Origin of the sequence: Streptomyces cellostaticus, assembly GCF_023630175.1 — a bacterium.
Classification (GTDB): domain Bacteria; phylum Actinomycetota; class Actinomycetes; order Streptomycetales; family Streptomycetaceae; genus Streptomyces; species Streptomyces cellostaticus_A.
The window spans coordinates 34,703-54,165 of the sequence record NZ_JALLIN010000052.1; the positions used below are offsets into that span (position 1 = coordinate 34,703).

Annotated in this window: 13 protein-coding genes and 1 pseudogene; 9 read left to right on the plus strand and 5 right to left on the minus strand. The window is 72.0% G+C overall.

Features of this window, described 5'->3' with window-relative positions:
- Window positions 1-29 precede the first annotated feature (29 nt).
- Window positions 30-479, minus strand: coding sequence for a MarR family winged helix-turn-helix transcriptional regulator (locus MXD57_RS26985; RefSeq protein WP_250404641.1), 450 nt, complete (start codon window positions 477-479; stop codon window positions 30-32).
- 112 nt (window positions 480-591) lie between these two features.
- On the opposite strand from MXD57_RS26985, the gene MXD57_RS26990 reads away from it, so the two are divergent.
- On the plus strand, window positions 592-2,394 hold the full coding sequence (locus tag MXD57_RS26990; RefSeq protein WP_250404642.1) for an ABC transporter ATP-binding protein: 1,803 nt from the start codon (window positions 592-594) through the stop codon (window positions 2,392-2,394).
- Window positions 2,395-2,465: 71 nt separating this feature from the next.
- Window positions 2,466-3,356, plus strand: coding sequence for an endolytic transglycosylase MltG (gene mltG, locus MXD57_RS26995; RefSeq protein WP_250404643.1), 891 nt, complete (start codon window positions 2,466-2,468; stop codon window positions 3,354-3,356).
- Between the two features lie 12 nt (window positions 3,357-3,368).
- Here the strand turns inward: mltG and MXD57_RS27000 are convergent, their stop codons facing one another.
- Window positions 3,369-4,463 carry an NAD(P)-binding domain-containing protein gene (locus MXD57_RS27000; protein ID WP_250404644.1) on the minus strand — a complete coding sequence of 365 codons (1,095 nt, stop codon included), beginning with the start codon at window positions 4,461-4,463 and terminating at the stop codon, window positions 3,369-3,371.
- Between the two features lie 119 nt (window positions 4,464-4,582).
- Between MXD57_RS27000 and MXD57_RS27005 the strand changes: the two genes are divergently transcribed.
- From MXD57_RS27005 to MXD57_RS31890, 3 genes are all read left to right on the plus strand, one after another.
- Complete coding sequence (locus MXD57_RS27005; protein ID WP_250404645.1) at window positions 4,583-5,005, plus strand: YjbQ family protein; 423 nt, start codon at window positions 4,583-4,585, stop codon at window positions 5,003-5,005.
- 727 nt (window positions 5,006-5,732) lie between these two features.
- A complete protein-coding gene (locus MXD57_RS27010) occupies window positions 5,733-6,497 on the plus strand; it encodes a thioesterase II family protein (RefSeq protein WP_284506153.1) in 765 nt (254 codons plus the stop codon).
- A gap of 239 nt (window positions 6,498-6,736) precedes the next feature.
- Window positions 6,737-9,610, plus strand: coding sequence for a helix-turn-helix transcriptional regulator (locus MXD57_RS31890; protein ID WP_250404647.1), 2,874 nt, complete (start codon window positions 6,737-6,739; stop codon window positions 9,608-9,610).
- Between the two features lie 122 nt (window positions 9,611-9,732).
- Here MXD57_RS31890 and MXD57_RS27020 read toward each other — a convergent pair whose 3' ends face one another.
- Window positions 9,733-10,338 (minus strand): response regulator, encoded by a 606-nt coding sequence (locus MXD57_RS27020; RefSeq protein ID WP_250404655.1) that lies wholly within the window; start codon window positions 10,336-10,338, stop codon window positions 9,733-9,735.
- Between the two features lie 16 nt (window positions 10,339-10,354).
- Window positions 10,355-11,599 (minus strand): sensor histidine kinase, encoded by a 1,245-nt coding sequence (locus tag MXD57_RS31895; RefSeq protein ID WP_250404648.1) that lies wholly within the window; start codon window positions 11,597-11,599, stop codon window positions 10,355-10,357.
- 240 nt (window positions 11,600-11,839) lie between these two features.
- Between MXD57_RS31895 and MXD57_RS27030 the strand changes: the two genes are divergently transcribed.
- The 3 genes from MXD57_RS27030 to MXD57_RS27040 all read left to right on the plus strand — a co-directional run bounded on the left by MXD57_RS27030 (window position 11,840) and on the right by MXD57_RS27040 (window position 14,508).
- Window positions 11,840-12,400 (plus strand): hypothetical protein, encoded by a 561-nt coding sequence (locus MXD57_RS27030; protein WP_250404649.1) that lies wholly within the window; start codon window positions 11,840-11,842, stop codon window positions 12,398-12,400.
- A gap of 66 nt (window positions 12,401-12,466) precedes the next feature.
- A complete protein-coding gene (locus tag MXD57_RS27035; protein WP_250404650.1) occupies window positions 12,467-12,958 on the plus strand; it encodes a PH domain-containing protein in 492 nt (163 codons plus the stop codon).
- Entirely contained in the window at window positions 12,955-14,508 is a 1,554-nt protein-coding gene (locus tag MXD57_RS27040; RefSeq protein ID WP_250404651.1) for a PH domain-containing protein, read from the plus strand. The genes MXD57_RS27035 and MXD57_RS27040 overlap by 4 nt, the downstream gene beginning before the upstream one ends.
- A 301-nt stretch (window positions 14,509-14,809) precedes the next feature.
- On the opposite strand, the gene MXD57_RS27045 is transcribed toward MXD57_RS27040, so the two are convergent.
- The gene (locus MXD57_RS27045) at window positions 14,810-15,928 is read right to left on the minus strand and encodes a nucleotide disphospho-sugar-binding domain-containing protein (protein ID WP_250404652.1); all 1,119 of its coding nucleotides are present in this window, start codon (window positions 15,926-15,928) and stop codon (window positions 14,810-14,812) included.
- Window positions 15,929-16,226: 298 nt separating this feature from the next.
- On the opposite strand from MXD57_RS27045, the pseudogene MXD57_RS27050 reads away from it, so the two are divergent.
- Window positions 16,227-19,463 (plus strand): annotated as a pseudogene (locus tag MXD57_RS27050) (type I polyketide synthase); the annotation flags it as partial.

Sequence of the window (19,463 nt, forward strand, 5' to 3'; positions counted from 1 at the left end):
CGAGACGGAGCGGGGACGGCCGCGTTCGTTCAGCAGGGCTTGGCGGTCTCCGCGTCGACCAGCGTGTCCAGCAGCACGCCGAGCACCGCGCGCTCCTTCTCCGTGAGCGGGGCGAGTATCTCCTCGGCGGCCGAACGGCGGGCCCCGCGCAGCTCGCGCAAGGTCTCCCGGCCCTCGTCCGTCAGCTCGATCCGGGTCACCCGCCGGTTCGACGGGTCGGCGGCCCGGCGCACCTTGCCGCTCGCCTCGAGGCCGTCGACCAGCGTCGTCACCGCGCGCGGCACCACTTCGAGGCGCTCGGCCAGGTCGGCCATGCGCGGGGGCGAGCCGTAGTGCGCCAGGGTGCGCAGCAGCCGGGACTGGGCCGGGGTGACGCCCAGCTCCCGTCGCTCCAGATGGCGTTTCTGGATGCGGTGCACCCGGCGGGTGAGCCGAAGCAACTGCTCGGCGAGCAGGCCGTCGGGATCGGGGGAGGTCATGTGGGAACAATATCAGGATGCCGTTCATTGTGAGTATAGGTAACAATGAGCTACGATCCGTCAGTCGGCGGCGGCCGGTCCCGGCCGCCGCCCGCCACCTCCGTAGGAGCCCATGCATCCCGAACGAGAACCCTCCTGGACCCCGCCTGCCGACGCCGCCGAGCAGCCCCGGCAGGTGCGCCGCATCCTGAAGCTCTTCCGCCCGTACCGCGGGCGCCTCGCGATCGTCGGCCTGCTGGTCGGCGCGTCGTCGCTGGTCTCGGTGGCCACGCCGTTCCTCCTCAAGGAGATCCTCGACGTGGCGCTCCCCGAGCGCCGCACGGGCCTGCTGAGCCTGCTCGCGTTCGGCATGATCCTGAGCGCGGTCCTCTCCAGCGTCTTCGGCGTCCTGCAGACCCTGATCTCGACCACGGTCGGCCAGCGCGTCATGCACGACCTGCGCACGGCCGTCTACGGCCGCCTGCAGCGCATGTCGCTCGCCTTCTTCACCCGCACCCGCACCGGCGAGGTGCAGTCCCGCATCGCCAACGACATCGGCGGCATGCAGGCCACCGTCACCTCCACCGCCACCTCGCTGGTCTCCAACGCCACCGGCGTCGTCGCCACGATCGCCGCGATGGCGGCCCTCGACTGGCGGCTCACCATCGTCTCGCTGCTCCTGCTGCCCGTGTTCGTGTGGATCAGCCGCCGTGTCGGCAACGAGCGCAAGAAGATCACCACCCAGCGCCAGAAGCAGATGGCCGCGATGGCCGCCACGGTCACCGAGTCGCTCTCCGTCAGCGGCATCCTGCTCGGCCGCACCATGGGGCGTTCCGACTCCCTCACCGCGTCATTCGCCGCGGAGTCCGAGCAACTGGTGGACCTCGAAGTGAGATCCAGCATGGCGGGCCGCTGGCGCATGGCCGTGATCACGATCGTCATGGCCGCGATGCCCGCCGTCATCTACTGGACCGCGGGACTCGCCCTCCGGTTCGGCGGCCCGCAGGTCTCGCTCGGCACGATCGTCGCGTTCGTCTCCCTCCAGCAGGGCCTGTTCCGTCCGGCGGTGAGCCTGCTGGCGACCGGCGTCCAGGTGCAGACCTCCCTCGCGCTCTTCCAGCGCATCTTCGAGTACCTGGACCTGCCCGTCGACATCACCGAGCGCGAGCGGCCGGTCCATCTCGACGAAGTGAAGGGCGAGGTGTGCTTCGAGGGTGTCGAGTTCCGCTACGACGCCAAGGGTGCCCCGGTCCTCGACGGCCTCGACATCACCGTGCCCGCCGGCGGCAGCCTCGCCGTCGTCGGCCCCACCGGCGCCGGCAAGTCCACCCTGGGCTACTTGGTGCCCCGGCTCTACGACGTCACCGGCGGCCGCGTCACCCTCGACGGCATCGACGTGCGCGACCTCGACTTCGACACCCTCGCGCGCGCCGTCGGCGTCGTCTCGCAGGAGACCTACCTCTTCCACGCCTCGGTCGCCGAGAACCTGCGCTTCGCCAAACCGGACGCCACCGACGAGGAGTTGCACGCGGCGGCGCGGGCCGCCCAGATCCATGACCACATCTCCGCGCTGCCCGACGGCTACGAGACCGTCGTCGGTGAGCGAGGCCACCGCTTCTCCGGCGGGGAGAAGCAGCGGCTGGCGATAGCCCGCACCATCCTGCGTGATCCGCCGGTTCTCATCCTGGACGAGGCGACCAGCGCCCTGGACACCCGTACGGAAGCCGCCGTGCAGCAGGCGATCGACGCCCTGTCGGCCGACCGGACGACCCTCACCATCGCCCACCGCCTGTCCACCGTCCGGGGGGCCGAGCAGATCGTCGTTCTGGACTCCGGCCGGGTCGCCGAGCGGGGCACGCACGAGGAACTGCTCGATCTGGAGGGTCGGTACGCGGCCCTGGTGCGCCGGGACGCCCACCTGGAGCCGGCGGGCTGACCGACGGCGGCCCTCGCCGACAAACTGACGATATGTCGGGTTTGCGGACGTATGCGTATTACCGTGCCCGCATGCAGATGAACACTCCACCACGGAGCACGATGCGACTGACGCGCCGGGGCAAGCTCGTCCTCGTCGTGACCGGCGCCGTCCTGGCCGGCACCGCCGTGGCGGTGCCGCTGCTGAGCCTGGCGAGCGGTCGTGCGGAGCAGGCCGGGCCCCGCACGCTGGTCATCCCGGAGGGCCGGCGCGCGAGCCAGGTGTACGAGGCCGTCGACAAGGCCCTCGCACTGCCCCCGGGCAGCACCCGCAAGTCACTCGGCAAAGCCGGCCTCAAGCTGCCGAAGGAAGCGCAGGGCAACCCGGAGGGCTACCTCTTCCCGGCGGTCTATCCCATCGCGAAGGGCGCCACCCCCGCGTCCCTGCTGCGGCTCATGGTCGACACGGCCGGCAAGAAGTTCGACACCACACCGGTCGCCGCCGGGGCCCAGCGCAACACGCTGAACGTCTACCAGACGGTCATCGTGGCCAGCATCGTGCAGGCCGAGGCGACCGCCAAGGCCGACATGGGCAAGGTGGCGCGGGTCATCCTCAACCGGCTGCAGCGGGGCATGCCGCTGCAGGTGGGATCCACCCTCAACTACGCCCTGAACCGCACCGGCGGCGACGCCGGCGAGCACGCCGACTCGGACAGCCCGTACAACTCATACCGGCGCGTGGGGCTGCCGCCCACCCCGATCGGCAACCCCGGCCCGGAGGCGATGCACGCCGTGACCAACCCGCCGTCCGGCGACTGGCTCTACTACGTCACGGTCAAGCCCGGGGACACCCGCTTCACCGCCGACTACGCCGAACACGTGCGCAACGTCGCCGAGTTCAACGCCCGCCGGCAGAGCCCGGCGCAGTCCCCGCAGCCCAGTGGCAGCCCCCGGCAGCCCGCGGTCACCCAACCGCCGCGCTGACCCGGCGGAACGTCACACGGCGACCGGCCGGACCGGCTCCCCGGCCAGCAGCCGACCGATGTCCCGGGCGGCCGCGCGTCCGGCCCGGTTCGCGCCGACCGTACTGGCCGAGGGGCCGTAGCCGACGAGATGGACGCGCGGATCGGCGACCGCCCGGGTCCCCTCCATCCGGATGCCGCCGCCCGGCTCCCGCAGCCGCAGCGGCGCGAGGTGCTCCAGGGCCGCCCGGAAACCGGTGGCCCAGAGGATGACGTCGGCCTCCACCCGCCGTCCGTCGCCCCACTCCACCCCGTCCGGGGTGATCCGCTCGAACATCGGCCTGCGGTCCAGGACGCCGTCGGCGAGGCCCCGCCGGACAGCGTCGTTCAGGGGGAGCCCGGTGACGGAGACGACGCTCCTCGGCACCAGACCCTGCCGCACCCGCTCATCCACCAGCGCCACGGCCGCCCGGCCCGCCTCCTGGTCGAACGGGCCCTCGCGGAAGACCGGGGGCCGCCGGGTGACCCAGGTGGTGGCGGCCGCGTACGGGGCGAGTTCCAGCAGATGCTGGGTACCGGAGGCGCCACCGCCCACCACCACGACCCGACGGCCGGTGAACTCCTCCGGTCCGGCGTACTGCGCGGTGTGCAACTGCCGTCCTCGGAAGGTCTCCTGGCCCGGGTATCGCGGCCAGAACGGCCGGTCCCAGGTGCCGGTCGCGTTGATCAGCGCCCGGGTGTCCCAGCCGCCGTCCGAGGTCTCCACGGCCAGCCGCCCGCCCCGCCCTCCGGTCCCCGGACGGACGGCCGTCACGTCCACCGGACGTCGTACGCGCAGGTCGAAGGCCTGCTCGTAGCGGTCGAAGTAGGCGCCGACGACCTCGGCCGACGGCCGCGCCGGATCGGCGTCCGTCAGCTCCATACCCGGCAGCGAGTGCATCCCGTGCACCTTGCCGTACGTCAGCGAAGGCCAGCGGAACTGCCAGGCGCCGCCCGGCCCGCGGGAGTGGTCCAGGACCACGAAGTCGCGGCCCGGCCGCAATCCCTTGCGCCGCAGGTGATAGGCACTGGACAAACCCGCCTGACCAGCGCCTATGACGACCACGTCGACCTCGCGCGTCTCACTCACGCCCCTGCCAACAGCGGCGCGGCCACCGATCTTCCCGCCTGCCCGGCACCCGCCCGCGCTCAGCCGGTTCCGCCCTCGCCCGGCGTGTGAAACCCGGCACATGGGTCAGGATGGAGGACATGTCGGATGCCTTCACCACACGCATGCTGAACGTCGTCACGGGTTCCCGGGAGCGGGTCGTCGATCTCACCGGTGAGTGCGAGGACTTCCTCCGGGAGGCCGCGGCCGGCCGCGACGGCCTGCTCAACATCTTCGTCCCGCACGCCACGGCCGGCGTCGCCGTCATCGAGACGGGTGCCGGCAGCGATGACGACCTCCTCGCCGCCCTGCACTCCCTGCTGCCCGCCGACGACCGCTGGCAGCACCGGCACGGCAGTCCGGGCCACGGCCGCGACCACGTCCTGCCCGCGCTCGTGCCGCCGCACGCGACCCTTCCGGTCATCGGCGGGCACCTGGAGCTGGGGACCTGGCAGTCGGTCTGCCTCGTCGACACCAACAAGGACAATGACAACCGTCAAGTTCGGTTGAGCTTCCTGGGCTGATCGAGCCGATCAAGATCGTCCTGGGTGTGGCCGACGATTCTCCCTACGCACCGGCGAAACGGGAGGAGGATGCGCGGCACCACCATGGACGAGATCGAGCGGCCGTACGACGGCTGCGGAACGTGCCTGCTCGGAAGTGCGCCGGCTGTCGCGGGTCCGAGCGACCGAGGTGCCCGCCGGGCGACCGGGGAAGCCGATGACGCCCAACGGCACCGACGCCGACTTCGCCCGGTCCAAGCCCTCGGTGATGGGGGGCGCAGGGCGGCTTTCCTGCCCCGGGGCCGCCCGCACCCCACGTGCGGTGGATCAGTTCGCCGGCGGAACCAGGCGCGGACGGTTTCACCGCGTACCGTGCGGAAGGCGGGGTGGACAGGTGGAGGCGCGCCTCCGGGGGCGGGGGAGTGGGGCGGCGGTGGTCGCAAAGGGAAGGTAAAGATCTGGCTTGGACTGGGCGTCGGCATGGCGGCGGTTTTCGGCCGGGGGACCTCGGCGAGGGGCGGCCGCGTCCGCCGTGGTGGGTTCGTCGCAGCGCTTGTCGCCCGGGCTGATCAGGGATTTGGGCTGCTTGGTTCCAGCCAAGTAGGGGGGGGCGAAGTAGGGGTACTCCCGGCTTTGGGCGCTCTGCTAGAACTGGCTACACCGAAACGCGTGTACGGAATTGGCGGAAGCGTTCGAACCGCCGACCGCGCGCGACGCATCTGGGACTTGAACAGGGAGTTTCAGTCCGTTGATTGAAAAGCAAAACACTGGCCTCTGGGTTCGCCGCTACCACGCTTCGGACGAAAGCCCGGTGCAGCTGGTCTGCCTTCCGCACGCCGGTGGCTCGGCCTCCTTCTACTTCCCCATGTCCCAGTCGCTGGCCCCGGAGGTGGACGTCCTCTCCATCCAGTACCCCGGCCGGCAGGACCGCAGGGACGAGCCCGGGATCACCGACATCGGTGCCTACGCGGACGCGCTGACCGCACAACTCAAGCCATGGCTCGATCGGCCCCTTGCATTCTTCGGCCACAGCATGGGCGCCGTCCTCGCCTTCGAGGTGACCCGCAGGCTGGAGCGCGACCACGGCACCAGCCCCCTGCACATCTTCGCCTCCGGTCGGCGCTCGCCCTCCAGCCACCGGCACGAAACCGTGCACCTGCGGGACGACGACGGAATCGTGAAGGAAATGCGGGAACTCAGCGGGACCGATGCGAAGATTCTCGGGAACGAGGAAATCCTCCGCATGGTGCTCCCCGCCATCCGCAGCGACTACACCGCCATCGAGAACTACCGGGCCGCCCGCGAAGAAGTCGTGCGCACCCCCGTCACCGTACTCACCGGCGACGCGGACCCGAAGACCAGCCGCGAAGAGGCCGACGCCTGGGAGGCGCACACCACCGGCGGATTCGGCATTCACTGCTTCCGCGGCGGCCATTTCTTCTTGGCGAACCATCAGGAACAGATCATGAAGATCGTGACGGAGGAACTCGCCACCGCGGCTCGGAGCCACTGAGCGGAACGCGGCGGGAACCACCACGCCGGGCAGGGCCCGGCGCAACCCCGCGCAGTCGGACGGCCGCATGACCAACGGCCGACCGGAGGCGGACCGGCGGGGGCAGGCCGCGGTGGCGGCCCGGCAGGGCGCGTCGCGCCCGTCGCACCACACCGAGCCGCGTCGGCGTCGCCGGCCGGGCACGCCACGGACCGGTGTGGATCGTGCGCAAGTCATGCAGTTCGGGGGAAGGGAAATCTGTGGCGGCCAGACTCGTCGAGCGCGAAGAGCAGCTGGAGACACTGAAGGAACTGCTCGGCAGTGCGACGCGCGGCAGAGGACGCGTCGCCGTCATCAGCGGGGCGGTCGCGGGCGGCAAGACCAGCCTGCTGGAAAGATTCACCGAAGAGGCCCTCGCACAGGACGCCCTGGTACTGGAAGCGGCCGGCTCCCGGGCGGAGCGCTACCTGCCCTTCGGCATCCTGCGCAGGATCCTCGACAGCGCGGCCCCCGTGGCCCCCGACGTGCACGCCTACGCCACCGAACTGCTCGACCGCGTCACCGACGGGACGACCGACGCCGAAGCCGCAGGCGAAGCCGGCATGCGCGTCATGCCGCACGTCTCCACCGCACTGCTGCGCATCGCCCGCAACCGCACCGTCGTCATGGCCGTCGACGACGTCCACCACGGCGACGAACTGTCCCTCGCCTTCCTGCTGTGCCTCGCCCGGCGCGTACGGCAGGCCGGTGTCCTCATCGTGCTCACCGAAGCCGTCCGCCTCCGGCCCGCACAGCTCGCCTTCCACGCCGAACTCCAGCGCCAGCCCAACTGCACCACCCTCCGGCTCCCGCTGCTCAGCACGGGCGGCATCACCCGCGTCCTCGCCGACCACTTCTCCCCCTCGGCCGCGCAGCGGCTGTCCGCCGAGTGCCAGGAGACCACCGGCGGCAACCCGCTGCTGGTCAGGGCCCTGGTCGGCGACGGCCTCACGGCCCTCGGCGACAGCGAGCCCTTCCAGCGGCTCGCCCCCGCCGAAACCTTCGAACGGGCCGTCCTCGACTGCCTCCACCGCGGCGACCCCGAACTGCTCACCGTCGCCCGCGGCGTCGCCGTCCTCGGCGACGCCGGCTCCCCGGTCCTCCTCAGCCGGATCGTCGACCTCCACGTCAAGGCCACCGAACAGGCCCTCCAGGACCTCGCCCGCTGCGCCGTCCTCCACGACGGGACCTTCCGTGACCCCGCGGCCCGCACCGCCGTCCTCGAAGCCGCGCCGGCCGGCGTCCTGTCCGCCCTGCACTCCCGCGCCGCGAAGCTCCTCCACCAGGAGGGCGCGGCGGCCCTCGATGTCGCCCGCCACCTCCTCGCCGCCCGCAAGAACGTCGAGGACTGGGCCATCCCCGTCCTCCAGGAGGCCGCTGAGTACGCCCTCGTCGACGACGAGCACGACCTCGCCCTGCGCTGCGGCGAACTGGCCGTCGCCTCCTGCGCCGAAGGACCCCGGCACGCCTCGCTCAAGTCCCGCCTCGTCAGCATCGTCTGGCGCAGCAGCCCCGCCGCGGCCGAGGGGCATCTCCGCCAGCTCTCCCGCGAGCTCGCCGCCGGCCGGCTCGCCGACCGCGACCTCGTGCACGTCGTGTCCTGCCTCCTGTGGATGGGCGAGTCCCGAGCCGCCGGCGAGGCCGTGCTGCGCCTCCAGGAAACCGACGGCAAGGCCCGGGCCGAAGGCCGCGCCCCCGCGTACGACCCGAACACCCTCGCCGCCGCCCATAGCTGGCTCACCATGGTCAGCCCCCCGGTACGGGACGTCCTCGGCGCCCCGCACCCGTCGCGGACAACGCTGTCCGGCGCCCCTGGAGCGCTGCCCCTCGCGGGACTCGAGACCGTCCCGTACGACATCCCCGACAACGCCCACGTCCAGGCCGCCGACGCCGTCCGCACCGTCCTCGGCGGCAGGAACCAGGCCGACGCCGCCGTCGGCGAGGCCATCCGGGTGCTCCAGCGCTACCACCTCAGCGACCGCACCCTCCAGCCCCTCGTCTTCGCCCTCCTCGCCGTCGTCTACGCCGGACGCCTCGACCTCGCACTCGCCTGGTGCGAACGCCTCCTCGCCGAATGCTCCGGCCGCAACACCCCCACCTGGCAGGCCGCCCTCGGCGTGATCCGCGCCGAGATCTCCCTGCGCAGGGGCGATCTGCCCGGCGCCGCCGCCCAGGCCCGCCACGCCATGTCCCGCATCTCCGTGCAGGGCTGGGGCGTCGGCATCGCGCTGCCGCTGGCCATCCTCGTCGAGTCCGAACTCGGGATGGGCAACCACGACGAGGCGATGAGCCTGCTCGAACAGCCCGTACCAGAAGCCATGTTCAGCACCCTCCCCGGCCTGCACTACCTCCGGGCCCGGGGCCGCTGCCACCTGGCCAACGGCCGCTACCACGCCGGCCTGCGGGACTTCCTCAACTGCGGCGAACTGATGCAGTCCTGGGGCATGGACGCGGCCGAGCTGGTCCCCTGGCGACTGGACGCCGCCGAGGCGTGGCTCGCCCTCGGCAACCCCGGCCGCGCCAAGGAGTACACCGAGCAGCAGAAGGCGCGCGAGACGGGCTCCGCGGGCAGTCGCACCCGCGGCTTCCTGCTGCTCGCGCTCGCCCGCACCAGCACCGACCTCACCGTCCGGCTCAAGCGCCTCACCGAAGCCGTCGAGACCCTGGAGGAGGACGGCGACCGGCTCCAACTGGCCACGGCCCTCGGTGAACTGGGCCGTGGATACCGTGCGCTGGGCGACTTCAACCGCGCCCGCATGCTGGTCCGCAAGGCCTGGCACGTCGCCAAGTCCTGCGGCGCCGAACCCCTGTGCCAGCAGTTCATGCCGGGCCAGGGCGACGGCGACACCGGAGCCTCGCCGAGCGTCCGGGAGACGGAGGCCCCCAGCGAGGTCGAGGTCCTGTCCGAGGCCGAGGCACGGGTCGCCCTGCTCGCGGCACGCGGCCACACCAACCGGGAGATAGCGACCAAGCTGTACGTCACCGTGTCGACCGTCGAGCAGCACCTGACGCGCATCTACCGCAAGTTGAAGGTCAAGCGCCGCCGCGACCTGCCCGCCAGTCTCTCCGACATGAGCCTCCCGGGCATCGCCTGACCTCGGGTGGCCGCGGCACCGGCACCACGGCCGGTCCACGGCCCCCGGACGCCGCGCCCCGGCCACCGGGAACCGGCACCCGGGCCGACACCCGCGTCGGCGCCGCTACCGGCGCCGGACCGTCAGGACAGCAGGCCGCGTTCCAGCGCCGTGATGACCGCGGCCGTACGGTCCGACACCGACAGCTTCTTGAACGTCCGCAGCAGATGCGTCTTCACCGTCGCCTCGCTGATGAACAGCCGGCGCCCGATGTCCGCGTTCGTCAGTCCCTGGCTGACGAGCTGGAGCACCTCCCGCTCCCGGTCCGACAGCGCCGGCGGTTCCACCACCCTCGCCCGGAACAGCTTGGGCGCCAGCGACGGCGTCAGGACCGTCTCGCCCCGGGCCGCCGCCTTCACCGCCTGCACCAGGTCGTCGCGCGAGCTGCCCTTCAGCAGATAGCCGGCCGCCCCGGCCTCCACGGCCCGCAGGATGTCGGTGTCCGTCTCGTACGTCGTCACGATCACCACCTTGGTGGCCGGCGCGACACGCAGCAGATGGCCGGTGGTCTCCACCCCGTCCATCCCGCCCATCCGCAGGTCGAGCAGGACGATGTCGGGAGCGAGCCCGGCGACCGTCGCGATCGCCTCCTCGCCCGAACCGGCCTGCCCGACGACCCGCACCCCTTCGGCGGACCGCAGCATCGAGCTGAGGCCCTCCCGCACGACCGGGTGGTCGTCGACCAGCATCACGCTGATCGTCCCGTCAGCTCCCACCGTCCGCCCCTCCGCTCGCGGGCACCGTCACCTCGACGGTGGTGCCCCGCCCCGGGGCGCTGACCACGGTCACCGCCCCGCTGATCTCCTGCGCCCGTGTCCGCATGCCGCGCAGCCCGAACCCCTGCCGGTCCTCGTCGCCCACGGCGAACCCCGGACCGTCGTCCCGTACGAGCAGCCGCGCCGTCTCCCGCCCGTACACCAGCCGGACCTCAGCCGAGCGGGCCTCGCTCGCGTGCTTGCGGATGTTGGCGACCGCCTCCTGGAGGGAACGCAGCAGCACCACGCTGACCGCCATCGGCAGCTCCCGCTCGTCGCCCTCGACGGAGACGTCCGCCCGTATCCCGGTCTGGGCCGCCAGCCCCTCCGCCTGCCGTCGGGCGGCCTGCACCAGCGACGACTCCCGCAGCGCAGGCGGCGTCAGCTCGGTGACGAACTCCCGTGCCTCGGCCAGGCTTTCGCGCGCCACATGCCCCGCGAGCCCCAGGTGCTCCCTGGCCAGCTCGGGATGGGCCGTCAGGTCCGTCTCGGCGGCCTCCACGAGGCCGATGATGCTGGTGAGGCCCTGGGCGAGGGTGTCGTGGATCTCCCGGGCGAGCCGCTCCCGCTCGGCCGAGACCCCCGCCGCCCGCGACAGCGCGGCCACCCGCTCGCGGTTGCGGTGCAACTCCTCGATCAGCTCCGCCCGTTCCCGGCTCTGCCGGGTCACCCGCGTGATCCACAGCCCGAGCATGACCGACAGCGCGATCCCGAGCAGCGACGTCGGCAGCACGGCCATGATGTCCCTGCTCAGGGTGCCGCCGCGCAGCCACACCACCGTCATCGGCATCAGGTTCGCCAGGACCACCACGGCGATCGCCTGCGAGGTCGCCAGACTCATCATCAGCATCGGCACCACGGCGAACAGCGCGAATGAGGCCGCCAGGTCGAACAGCACCGCCACCGTGAACAGCAGGAACAGCCCCACCGAGAAGACGATGCTGCGCCGGCCGTGCCCCTGGCCCGGCTGGACCATCGCGCTGCGCCCCAGGGCCGCGTACCAGAGAACGGCCAGCGTCAGTGCCGCCATCGCCACGGCACGGTGGACCTGCTCGCCCGCCGAGGTGAACAGCAGCATCGTGGTGACGACGTACGAGACGGCGAAGAACGCGTCCCAGAGGCCGAACCAGCGGGTCCCCGCCTCGGGCGGGTGGTCCGGGCCGACGGCCGCCTCCACCCGGGTTTCAGTGCTCACGCCACCAGTCCTATCACCCCGGACGGGCCCGGCACGACGCCGGGCGCGAGGCCGTGCGGGACGCCGTGCGGGGGCGGCAGCGGTGCGGCCCCGGGCCACGGCGGCGTCCACCGTGTCCACCGATCGGTTGACGACCGAACCCACTGGACGGTTGTCCACACCGACCCCGCCCCACCCCTAGCGTTGCAGGTGAGAGGCAGGGAGCACCGCGCTGCCGAGACCGAGGAAGAGGCCCGCCGCATGAGCCCGTTCTTGACCGCACTGATCGCCAGCGGGACGATCCTGATCATCATCCTGTCGACCGACCTCGGCACCCGCAAGGTCACCAACATGCGGATGCTGCGCTCGATCCTCGCGGTCGTCATCGTCCTCGCGCTCTTCGTGCACACCCTGCCGCTCGACGGCAACGACCCCTCCCTCCAGCTCGCAGGCATCGGCGCCGGCGTCATCTGCGGACTGGTCGCCGCCGCCCTGCTCCCCGCCCACCGGGACGCCTCCGGCGAGATCTACACCAAGGGCGGCGTCGGATACGCCCTGGTGTGGACCGCGCTGTCCGCCTCGCGCGTGCTCTTCGCCTACGGTTCCGAGCACTGGTTCAGCGAGGGCATCATCCGTTTCAGCATCGAGTACAAGCTCAGCGGGCAGGACGTCTACTCCAACGCCTTCGTCTTCATGGCCCTTGCCATGGTGCTGACGCGCACCGCCGTCCTGCTGAACAAGCGCCGCCGGCTCCACGGTGGTCAGCTCTCCGTGGCCGGCAACACCGGTACCCGCCAGGGCAGTTCCGCGGGCACGCACTGAGCTGGCGGACGTCGGATCAGGTTCGGTACAAGATCGTCCCACACCTAGGGTGAAGCAGTGGAACGCATGGATGATGTAAGGCTCAGGCCCCCGCGCAATCGCGTCGAACGCAGGGCGATCGGCTGGTGGACGCTCCAGTCCTCGATGTTCGCCCTGCCCCTCCCGCTCGTCTTCGGCGTGCTGTACCTCTGCATCCCGCCCGCAAGGCCGTTCTTCGGCTGGGCCTTCCTGATCTCCCTCGTACCCAGCCTCGCCTACATGGCCGTCATGCCGGTCTGGCGCTACCGGGTCCACTGCTGGGAAACCACCGACGAAGCCGTCTACGCGGCGTCCGGCTGGCTCTGGCAGCGCTGGCGGGTCGTCCCCCTGTCCCGCATCCAGACCGTCGACACCCTCCGCGGCCCCCTCCAGCAGCTCTTCGACCTCTCCGGCATCACGGTCACCACCGCCTCCTCCTCCGGCGCCGTGAAGATCAAGGGCATCGACCACCGGACCGCCCAGGAAGTGGTCGAGCACCTCACCACGTCCACCCAGGCCACCCCCGGTGACGCGACATGAGCCATGACAGCACCACCGGCACGGCGCACCCCGCCGGCACGGTCCGGGCACCCGGCGACCCCGGGTGGACCAAGCTCAGCCCCCGGCTGCTCCTGGTCAACCTCAGCATGCTCGCCGGCCCACTCGCCCTGTTCGCCCTGACCGTCGCCCTCACCGGCGCCAACCTCCAGGCGCTCATCTCGCTCGGCTCCCTGGTGATCACCTTCCTGGTCATCACCGGCATCAGCACGATGCGCCTGCTCACCACCCGCTTCCGGGTCGCCGGCGACCGCCTCGAACTGCGCTCCGGGCTGCTCTTCCGCAGCCGCCGCTCCGTCCCCGTCGACCGGATCCGCAGTATCGACCTCGACGCCAAGCCGATGCACCGCCTCTTCGGCCTCACCTCGCTGCAGATCGGCACCGGGGAGCAGAGCTCCTCCTCCGGCCGCAAGCTGTCCCTCGACGGCATCACCCAGCAGCACGCCCGCGAACTGCGCCGACTCCTCCTCGACCGCCGCGGCGGCGCCCGCACCACCGGCCACGGCGAGGACCTCACCATCGCCGAGATGGACTGGGCCTGGCTGCGGTACGCGCCGCTCACCGTCTGGGGCGTCGGCAGCGTCTTCATCGGCGTCGGCACCGCGTACCGCATCCTGCACGAGATGAAGGTCGACCCGCTCGAACTCGGCATCGTCAAGAGCATCGAGGAAAGCTTCGGCTCCGTGCCCCTGTGGTTCGGCATCCTCGTCGCCGTCGCCCTCACCGCCGTCGCGGGCGTCGCGGTCTCCGTCGCCACCTTCGTGGACGCCTGGGCCAAGTACCGCCTGGAGCGCGAACAGGACGGCGTCTTCCGGGTGCGCCGCGGACTGGTCATCTCCCGCTCCGTCACCATCGAGGAGCGCAGGCTGCGCGGCGTCGAGGTCACCGAGCCGATGCTGCTGCGCTGGGCCGGCGGCGCCCGCCTCAACGCCATCGCCAGCGGCCTCGGCAACAGCGAGGAGAACCGCAGCCGCCGCTCCCTGACGCCACCGGTGCCCCGGGCGGAGGCCCTGCGGGTCGCCTCCGACGTCCTTGCCGAGGAGCAGTCCCCGACGGAGTTCGCCGATCTCGTCCCCCACCCCCGCGTCGCCCGGCGCCGCCGCGTCAACCGCGGCCTGCTGGTCCTCGCCGCCATCGTCGCCGTACCGCTCGGCCTGGGTCTGTGGCTCACCCCCGTACTCGTCCACATCGCGTGGATCACGGCGCTCGTCGGCCTGCCGGTCGTCGTCGCCCTCGCCCACGACGCCTACCGCGCCCTCGGCCACGGCCTCCGCGACCGCTACCTCGTCGTCCGTGCCGGAACCTTCGCCCGCCGCACCGCCGCCCTCCAGCGCGACGGCGTCATCGGCTGGAACATCACCCGCTCCTACTTCCAGCGGCGCAAGGGTCTGCTCACCATCGGCGCCACCACAGCCGCCGGCGACGGCGTGTACAAGATCCGGGACGTCCCGGTCGGCGCGGGCCTCGCCTTCGCCGAGGAAGCCGTGCCCAAGCTGCTCGCCCCCTTCATCGAGCGCGTCCCGCCCGCCTGAGACCGCTCGCCCCCCCTCGAACCCCGCTGCCCGGGAGTCGAGGCCCCTGACCAACTGGCGATCCCCCGAGAGGTGGAGGGGTGGCATCCCCCGTGCCGCCCCTCCACCTCACCCCCGGGCAGCCTCCCCGTACGCCCCACGCATGCCGGGCCGTCCCGCATGGCCCGTACGCCCCGCCTGCCCCCGACGCCGCAGGGGCCGTATCCGGAAACCGCTTCCGGATACGGCCCCTGCCGCTCGTCTCCCGCCGGGTGTACACGGGCCCCGGGCCGAACCGGCGCCGGCCGGCGACCCCGCAGGCTCAGCCCGCCAGCTCCTCCAGCCTCGGCACCAGCGACGCGGGCGAGGGCATCGTCCCGATCTCCTCCCGCACCTCCCGCGCGACCGCCGACATCTTCTCGTCCGACAGCAGCCGGCCGAGGACCGCCGCGTCGAGGTCGTCCGCCGTGCCGAGCAGGCCCGCGCCCCGGTCCCGTACGGCCTCCGCGTTGATCTGGCGGTCCGCGCCGTCCGGCAGGACCAGCTGCGGCACGCCCGCGTTCAGCGCGGCCAGCGTCGTGCCCGCGCCACCGTGGTGCACCGCCGCGTCACAGGTCTGGAGCAGCGCCGTCAGCGGCACCCAGCCCACCACCCGGACATTGTCGGGTAGTTCGCCGAGCGCCGCGGTGTCCACGTCCCCCAGCGCCAGCACGAACTCGGCGTCCACGGCCGAGGCCGCGGCCACCAGCCGCTGGACCGGCCCCAGGCCGTTCACGTGCACCGAAGCCGTACCCAGCGTCACACCGATGCGGCGCCGTCCCGGCTCGTCCAGCAGCCAGTCCGGCAGCACGGCACCGCTGTTGTACGGGACCGGCCGCATCGACCAGCCGTCGCGCTCCGCCTCCGCCATGCTCGGCGGCGCGATGTCGATCACCGGTACGTCGGCGGGCACCCCGGTGACGCCGTGCCGGGCCATCGTCTCGCCCAGCATCGACACCGTCAGCTCACGGAGCTGCGTACCGCGCGCGAAACCGAAGTTGTGCTGCACGGCGGGAACACCGAGCCGTGCGGCGGCGATCAGACCGGACACGAAGATCTGCTCGAAGACGATCAGATCGGGCCGGAACGCGTCGGCGGTCCGCACGATGCCGTCCGCCAGATGGTTGTTGAGGTGGGTGAACAGCCGCAGTCCGTCCATCGGGTCGACACCGCCCGGGCCGCGCAGCCGCGCCATCAGCTCACCGGCCGTCGACTGGAGGAACCCCTCCAGCTCGAAGCCGGGGCAGACGTCCGCCACGTGCAGACCGGCGTTGGCGGCCTCCAGGGCGTCACCCGCGCTGGCGACCAGGACCTCGTGCCCGGCCGAGCGGAGCGCCCAGGCCAGCGGAACAGTGGGGAAGACATGGCCAATGGCCGGATAAGAGACGAACAGCACGCGCATGGAAACGCGCTCCTCCCGGGTAGCTTTGAACAGTCCGGGCCGGAGATTCGGCGATGGCAGAGTTCCGGTGATGGAATAACATCGCTACTCTTGCAATTGCCAGCCCTATCGGCGCATCCTGATGCAGTGATGCGTGCCGAGTCAAGGTGCTTCCCAGAGCCCGTGGTTAGGGGTCCGTAGGGGCTTGTTAGGGGTTTCTCGCCCTTCTCTCGCGTGCCAGAGTGTCCCCTGGTCTTGGATTCCTTATTCGGGGGTAATGGAGCGCGCGATGTTGAACGAGTCCGAGGATTTCACGCCCGAAATCAATGCCGCCCCCGAAAACGGTGAAACGCAGGACGGACATGCCGAAGGGGCCCCGTCGTGGCGTGAACGCCTGCTCGACCTCACCGAGACCGAGCAGCACGCCGCCCTGCTGGACTGGGTCACCACGCTCACCTCCGCCGCGCTGCGCGGCACGGCCCCCGCGGTCCTCGACCCCCACCGCCCCTTCCTCGACCTGGGCTTCGACTCGCTCGCCGCCGTCGACCTGCACGCCAGGCTCGTCGCCGGCACCGGCCTCCGCCTGCCGGTCACCCTCGCCTTCGACCACCCCACCCCCGCCCACCTGGCCCGGCACCTCCGTACCGCCCTCCTCGGCCTCACCGAGGACACCGGGACGCCCGTCACCGCCGCCGTCAGCAGCGACGAGCCCATCGCCATCGTCGGCATCGGCTGCCGCTTCCCCGGCGGCGTCCATTCCCCCGAAGCACTGTGGGACCTCGTCGAGACCGGCACCGACGCCGTTTCCGCATTCCCCACCGGACGCGGCTGGGACCTCGACGCGCTCTACGACCCGGACCCCGACCAGGCCGGCACCAGTTACGCCCGCGAAGGCGGATTCCTCCACGACGCCGACCAATTCGACGCCGCGTTCTTCGGGATCTCCCCGCGCGAAGCCCTCGCCATGGACCCGCAGCAGCGCCTGCTTCTCGAAACGTCCTGGGAGGCCTTCGACCGCGGCGGCATCGACCCCGAAACGCTGCGCGGCGACCAGGTCGGCGTATTCGTCGGCGCGGAGACCCAGGAATACGGACCCCGCCTCCAGGACGCCACCGACGGTTTCGAGGGCTATCTCGTCACCGGCAACGCGGCCAGCGTCGCCTCCGGCCGCATCGCCTACACCTTCGGCTTCGAAGGCCCGACGGTCACCGTCGACACGGCCTGCTCCTCCTCCCTCGCCGCCCTCCACCTCGCCGTCCAGGCACTGCGCACCGGCGAATGCTCCCTGGCGCTCGCGGGCGGCGCGGCCGTCATGGCGAGCCCCGGATCCTTCGTCTCCTTCAGCCGGCAGCGCGGGCTGGCCCCGGACGGCCGCTGCAAGCCCTTCGCGGCGGCCGCGGACGGTACGGGGTGGGGCGAGGGCGTCGGCATGCTGCTCGTGGAGCGGCTGTCCGACGCGCGTGCCAACGGCCACCAGGTACTGGCCGTCGTGCGCGGCTCCGCGATCAACCAGGACGGTGCCAGCAACGGCCTCACCGCCCCCAGCGGCCCCTCACAGCAGCGCGTCATCCGGCAGGCACTCGCCAACGCCGGCCTGTCCGCCGCCGACGTGGACGCGGTGGAGGCGCACGGCACCGGCACCAGACTGGGCGACCCGATCGAGGCCCAGGCGCTCCTCGCCACCTACGGGCAGGACCACACCGACGACCAGCCCCTGTGGCTCGGCTCCCTCAAGTCGAACATCGGCCACACCCAGGCCGCCGCCGGCGTCGCGGGCATCATCAAGATGATCATGGCCATGAGGCACGGTGTGCTGCCCCGCACCCTGCACGTCGACGAGCCGACCCCGCACGTCGACTGGGAGGCCGGAGCGGTCTCCCTGCTCACGGAGTCCGTCGCGTGGCCGGAGTCCGACCACCCGCGCCGCGCCGGCGTCTCCTCCTTCGGCATGAGCGGCACCAACGCGCACGCCATCATCGAGGAACCGCCGGCAGCGGAGCCCGCGGACGTCGCGGTGTCGGGAGAGCCCGAGGGCGCCGCGCAGTCGGCGAGCGACGAGGCCGGGACGCCGGGAGTCCTCCCGGTCGGTGGACCCCTGCCCTGGGCCCTGTCCGCCAAGACCCCCGAGGCCCTCCGCGCCCAGGCGCGCAGGCTGAGCGACCACCTCCGGTCCCGGCCGGACGCCACACCCCTCGACGTGGGCCACTCCCTGGCGACCACCCGCGGCCGGTTCGAGCAGCGCGCCGTCGTGCTGTGCCACGACCGTGAGACGCTGATCGGCGGACTGCACGCCCTCGCCGAGGGCACCGACGCACCCTCCGTGGTCCAGGGCGACCCCGCGCCCGGCAAGCTGGCGTTCCTCTTCACCGGCCAGGGCAGCCAGCGGCTGGGCATGGGGCGCGAGCTGTACGACACGTACCCCGTCTTCGCCGACGCCCTCGACGACGCCTGCTGGTACCTGGACGACCAGCTCGAACTCCCGCTCCTCGACGTGCTCTTCGCGGACGAGGGCACGCCGGCGGCCGCACTCCTGGACCAGACCGCATACACCCAGCCCGCGCTGTTCGCGGTCGAGGTGGCACTGTTCCGGCTGCTGGAGAGCTGGGGCGTGAGGCCCGACTTCGTGGCCGGTCATTCGATCGGTGAGATCGCGGCCGCGCATGTGGCGGGTGTGTTCTCGTTGGAGGACGCGTGCATGCTGGTGGCCGCACGTGGCCGTCTGATGCAGGCGCTGCCGACCGGTGGCGTGATGATCGCGGTGCGGGCGTCGGAGGACGAGGTCCTGCCGCTGCTGACGCGCCGGGTGAGCATCGCGGCGGTCAACGGTCCGCAGTCCGTGGTCGTCGCGGGCGACGAGGCCGATGCCGTAGCGGTTGCCCGGCGCTTCGAGCAGCAGGGGCGCAAGACCAAGCGCCTCACCGTCAGCCACGCGTTCCACTCGCCCCACATGGACGGCATGCTGGAGGAGTTCCTCCGCGTGGCCCAGGTCCTGGACTACGGGACCCCCCGCATCCCGGTCGTCTCCCTCCTCACCGGCGGCACCGCCACCGCCACCGAACTGGCCACGCCCGAGTACTGGGTGCGTCACGTCCGCGACGCCGTACGGTTCCTCGACGGCGTACGCACCCTTCGGGAGCGCGGCGCCGGCACCTTCCTGGAACTGGGTCCCGACGCCGTCCTGACCGCCATGGCGCAGGACTGCGTCGCCCCCCAGGACCTCGCCTTCGCCCCCGCCCTCCGCTCCGGCCGGCCCGAGGCGGCCACCCTGCTCAACGCCGTCGGCCGCGCTCATGTGCGGGGCGCGCGGGTCGACTGGTCCGCGTTCTTCGCCGGTACGGGTGCCCGCCGGGTCGATCTGCCGACGTACGCTTTTCAGCGGCAGCGGTACTGGATGGACGCGCGGCCCGCCGGCGCTCAGCCCCTGTCCGGCTCGCCGGGCCGGGCCGACGCGGCCGACACCGTCTTCTGGGACGCAGTCGAACACGAGGACGTGGCCACCCTCGCCGCCGCCCTCGACCTGGACCTCGACGGGGAGCAGCCGCTCAGCGAGGTGGTA

Excerpts from the sequence above, each read along its gene's own strand:
- MXD57_RS26985 (WP_250404641.1), bottom strand. The coding sequence starts at position 479 with ATGACCTCCCCCGATCCCGACGGCCTGCTCGCCGAGCAGTTGCTTCGG.
- MXD57_RS27035 (WP_250404650.1), top strand. The coding sequence starts at position 12,467 with ATGGATGATGTAAGGCTCAGGCCCCCGCGCAATCGCGTCGAACGCAGG.
- MXD57_RS27030 (WP_250404649.1), top strand. The coding sequence starts at position 11,840 with ATGAGCCCGTTCTTGACCGCACTGATCGCCAGCGGGACGATCCTGATC.
- mltG (WP_250404643.1), top strand. The coding sequence starts at position 2,466 with ATGCAGATGAACACTCCACCACGGAGCACGATGCGACTGACGCGCCGG.
- MXD57_RS26990 (WP_250404642.1), top strand. The coding sequence starts at position 592 with ATGCATCCCGAACGAGAACCCTCCTGGACCCCGCCTGCCGACGCCGCC.
- MXD57_RS27020 (WP_250404655.1), bottom strand. The coding sequence starts at position 10,338 with ATGCTGGTCGACGACCACCCGGTCGTGCGGGAGGGCCTCAGCTCGATG.
- MXD57_RS27045 (WP_250404652.1), bottom strand. The coding sequence starts at position 15,928 with ATGCGCGTGCTGTTCGTCTCTTATCCGGCCATTGGCCATGTCTTCCCC.
- MXD57_RS27005 (WP_250404645.1), top strand. The coding sequence starts at position 4,583 with ATGTCGGATGCCTTCACCACACGCATGCTGAACGTCGTCACGGGTTCC.
- MXD57_RS27040 (WP_250404651.1), top strand. The coding sequence starts at position 12,955 with ATGAGCCATGACAGCACCACCGGCACGGCGCACCCCGCCGGCACGGTC.